This is a genomic window from Kitasatospora sp. NPDC058965, from assembly GCF_042741245.1.
Taxonomy (GTDB): Bacteria; Actinomycetota; Actinomycetes; order Streptomycetales; family Streptomycetaceae; genus Kitasatospora.
Window position 1 is genome coordinate 1 of sequence record NZ_JBHYKG010000501.1, and the last position, 3904, is coordinate 3904.

Below are 3904 nucleotides of genomic sequence, written 5' to 3' on the forward strand. Positions count from 1 at the left end.
CCCGCGCCCGGGGGGGGGGGGGGGGGGGGGGGGGGGGGGGTCCGGGGGGGGCGGGGGGCGCCCCCCCCCCCCCCGCCGGCCCCCCCCCCCCCCCGCCGCTGACTACCTCCAGCCCGCCGACCGCCTCAGCGGCTCAGCAGGGGCCGAGGTCGTTCCAGACTCCCCAGGCACCACTGGCCGTGGGGTCGTCGCCCTTGGTCCACCACTTGTTGGAGTAGTAGTGGCCCTTCCAGCCGACCTTGGTGCCGGCCGTCGCGTAGGTCGTGCCCGCGTCCCAGCTCGGCGCGCCCGCGCAGGTGCCGGAGGTCGGCGTCGGCGTGGGAGTGGGAGTGGGGGTCGGCGTCGGAGTGGGCGTCGGAGTGGGGGTGGGGGTCGGAGTGGGGGTGGGAGTCGGCGTCGGAGTGGGGGTGGGCGTCGGAGTGGGGGTAGGCGTCGGAGTGGGCGTGGGGGTCGGCGTCGAGCCCCCCGTGGTTCCGCGCGCCAGGTCGCCCGTGATCCCGTACAGCGTGCCGCCCACGTTCACGGTCCAGTTGGACGGCGTGGAGACCGGCAGGTAGTAGACGAAGTCCACGTCCACCGAGGCCCCCGGCGCCAGCGACTGCCAGCTCGGCAGCTTCAGCGACACCCGGTTGTAGGTGCCCTTCAGACCGCCCACGTTGCCCGGCCCCGGATTGTCCGCACTGATCACCGACGAGTTGAAGCCCGACTGGTCGTGCGCGTTGTTCGGCGCCGAGTTGGCGTAGTCGAACTGGAACTCGGTCCCGCCCGGCAGCGTCACCGTCGAGTTGTTGACGATGTGGATCTTCGGGTTGATCGGGTAGTTGTTGTCCCCCAGCGCGAAGTTGGTGAACGACACGTCGATCGGCAGGGTCTGGCTCGGCATCGCGACGGTCGCCCGGGTCGCCCCGTACGGCGAGGCCGCCTTGAACTTGTTGTACAGGTCGGTGGTCAGCGTCGAACCGGCCACGTACTCGCCCTTGCCGCCGTTCGCCGTCGGGTCGAACGTGTAGTCGCCCGCCAGCTCCCAGATCATCGCGCCGCCCGCGCCCTCGTTGATCAGGTAGTCCGCCTTGGCGTTGACCGACTGCTCGTCCTCGGTGGACAGGAACACGTTCTTGGTCGAGTTCCACAGCCACGGCGCCACCAGCGAGGAGCTGTAGTTGCGGGTGTAGCTGCCGGTCAGCGACGTGTCGGTGAGCCCGTACTTGGACAGGTAGTCCGGCAGGATCCCGTTCTGCAGGTTCATCGCGTGCCACATCGGGTTGGAGCCCGCCGGGGACTCCTTGCCGTTGGTGTCCAGGTCGTGCCAGAGGTTGTCGATGCCCACGGCACCGTCACCGCAGGTGGTCAGCCCCGAGCCGGCCGGACAGGTGGTGGTCGACGCGGTGCCCCACAGGCCGTTGGTGCCGCCCTGCACGTTCTTGAAGCCGCGCGTGTAGTACGGCAGGCCCAGGTTGATCCGGCCGGCCGGCATCGACCCGCGGAAGTAGTGGTAGGCCCAGTCGCCGTTCAGGTAGCCGATCCCGCCGTACTGCGACGTGCTGTACACGTTGCCGGCCTTCAGCTCCGCGTCGTTGCCGTCGTCGAACAGCGAGGCGTTCGGACCCACGTACTGGTTCCAGGCACCGTGCAGGTCGTAGGACATGATGTTGACGTAGTCCAGGTACTTGGTCACCTGGAAGGTCTCCATGCCGCGCAGCAGGTAGCCCGAGGACGGCGCCGCCACCGAGAGCAGGTAGTACTTGCCGTCCGCCGCGCTGGCGGTGTCCAGCTTCTGCCGCATGGTCTGCAGCAGCGCCGCGTACCCCTTCATCAGGGAGGCGCGCTTGGCGTTGGCGGTGGTCCAGTCGAGCGGGTTGCCCGCGTTGTTCATCGAGGTGGGGTACTCGTAGTCGAGGTCCACGCCGTTGAAGCCGTACTTCTCGATGAACTTGACCGCCGAGTCGGCGAAGGTGTTGATGCCGGTCTGGTTGACGCTGCCGTCCGCGTTGACCGTCATCGAGTAGAAGCCGCCCGACGCCTGCCGGTTGCCCGAGTCGTCGAAGTAGCCGCCGGTCTCGGCCCAACCGCCGACCGAGATCATGGTCTTGACGTTCGGGTACTGCTTCTTGAACTTGCTCAGCAGGTTGAAGTGGCCCTGGTACGGCAGGGTCGGGTCCATCTCCGCACCCGCGACCCCCGGGAAGGTCATCCCGGTCGCCGCGTTGTTCGGCCCGTCGCTGCCCACCGAGAGGGTGTTGTCGCCGGCCACGTGCGCGAACGCGTAGTTGAGGTGGGTGACCTTGTCCCAGGGGATGTTGTTCACCAGGTAGGCCGGAGTGCCGTCCTTGCCGGTCCGCCAGCCGGTGAAGTAGCCGATCACCCGGCGCTGGTGGTCCGCGCCCATCATCTCGCGGCCACTGGTGTCGTACACCTGGCAGTAGGGCACGTTCACGCCCGGCGTGGTGTACATCCCGTCCGGCCGGCACGCCTGGTTGTCCACGGCCGCGGCCGCCTGCGAGGGCGCCAGCCCCAACGTGCCGAGCAGCAGCCCGGCCAACCCGGCAGCCGCGGTGGCCACGAACGCCACCCGCCTGCCACTGCCACGACGGACGCCGGCGGTGGGACGCTGCGCCGTCTCGTTTCGGATCAACACTCGGTCCTCCAGGAGAGAGTGTCGTGCGCGCACCTGTGGGGAAGCACGCGCGTGTGGGGGATCGATGACAACCCGCACCTGACCGGGGGTCACCACCCGCCTGCCACGGTGCAGATTGCCGACGAACCTATGTGGTCTGGACCACAGGGGTCAATAGGTCTGTACCAATGGGATGTCAATGGGCGCGCCGGAGCTGGGGTGATTCTCATCACCCGTTCATCTGATGACCCGTTACTCATGCCATACCCCGCTCGTTGCCCCCGGCGAGGAGGGAGTCACATGTCCACACCCACGCGGTACACCAGGGAGCTGCTGACCGAGGTGGCGGCCGAGTCGAGCAGCGTGAACGACATGATGCGACGGCTGGGCGTTCCCATGGCCGGCGGCACCCACAGCTACCTCAGCCGGCGACTGAAGCACTACGGCATCGACACCTCGCACTTCAACGCCGGCCGACCCGACTACGGGCGACGGAGCTACACCAGGGACGAGTTGGCACACGCCGCCGCCAACAGCCACAGCATCGGCTCGATGCTCCACCACCTCGGCGTTGTCCCCTATGACAGCGCGTACAGTCACCTGAAGCAGCGGCTCGCCCGCTTCGGCATCGACACGTCGCACTTCTCGACGAACCAGGCAGCTGCCGCTCGGGTCCGGGGTCACGCCCTGGAGCAGGCGGTCGCGAACCAGCGCAGCATCGCGGGCGTCCTGCGCGCCCTGGGCCTTCCGGACACCACGACGACCCGGCGGCTGCTGAAGGACCTGATCGAGCGCGCCGACCTGGACACCAGCCATTTCACCGGCTCGGGGCACAACAAGGGAAAGCGCGTCGGCCCGCGTCGGAAGCCCGAGGACCTCCTGGTCCTGCTGCGCCCCGGAAGCCCCCGCACCGCCGGCCACCGCCTTCGGAGGATGCTCCTCATCAGCGGTCGGCGTGACGAGTGCGCCGACTGCGGAACACCGCCGACCTGGCGGGGCCTGCCGATGACGCTCGAAGTGGACCACATCGACGGCAACTGGCTCGACAACAGGCCCGAAAACCTGCGGCTGCTCTGCCCGAACTGTCACTCCATCACGCCGACGCACTGCGGACGGAACAAGCGTCCTCGCCGGGCGGGGTGAGCTCCGATCGACCCGTGCAGCCCGCCGGAAACGGTAGGCTGTTGCCGCATGCGCCCGTACCCCAGCGGCTAGAGGGACACGGTTTAGGTCCGTGCTGTCGTGGGTTCAAATCCCACCGGGCGTACAGCCAGGAGCCTGGTCGTCGCC

At 68.7% G+C, this 3904-nt stretch carries 2 protein-coding genes and 1 tRNA gene; 2 read left to right on the forward strand and 1 reads right to left on the reverse strand.

What is annotated here, in order from left to right; all coding sequences use genetic code 11:
- Positions 1-133: 133 nt before the first annotated feature.
- Complete coding sequence (locus tag ACFW1A_RS39300; RefSeq protein ID WP_380418289.1) at positions 134-2560, reverse strand: chitinase C-terminal domain-containing protein; 2427 nt, start codon at positions 2558-2560, stop codon at positions 134-136.
- Between the two features lie 354 nt (positions 2561-2914).
- On the opposite strand from ACFW1A_RS39300, the gene ACFW1A_RS39305 reads away from it, so the two are divergent.
- On the forward strand, positions 2915-3757 hold the full coding sequence (locus ACFW1A_RS39305; protein ID WP_380418291.1) for an HNH endonuclease: 843 nt from the start codon (positions 2915-2917) through the stop codon (positions 3755-3757).
- A gap of 50 nt (positions 3758-3807) precedes the next feature.
- A tRNA-Leu gene (locus tag ACFW1A_RS39310) sits at positions 3808-3881 on the forward strand.
- Positions 3882-3904 lie beyond the last annotated feature (23 nt).

Coding starts and splice junctions, on each gene's coding strand:
- ACFW1A_RS39305 (WP_380418291.1), top strand. CDS start 2,915: ATGTCCACACCCACGCGGTACACCAGGGAGCTGCTGACCGAGGTGGCG.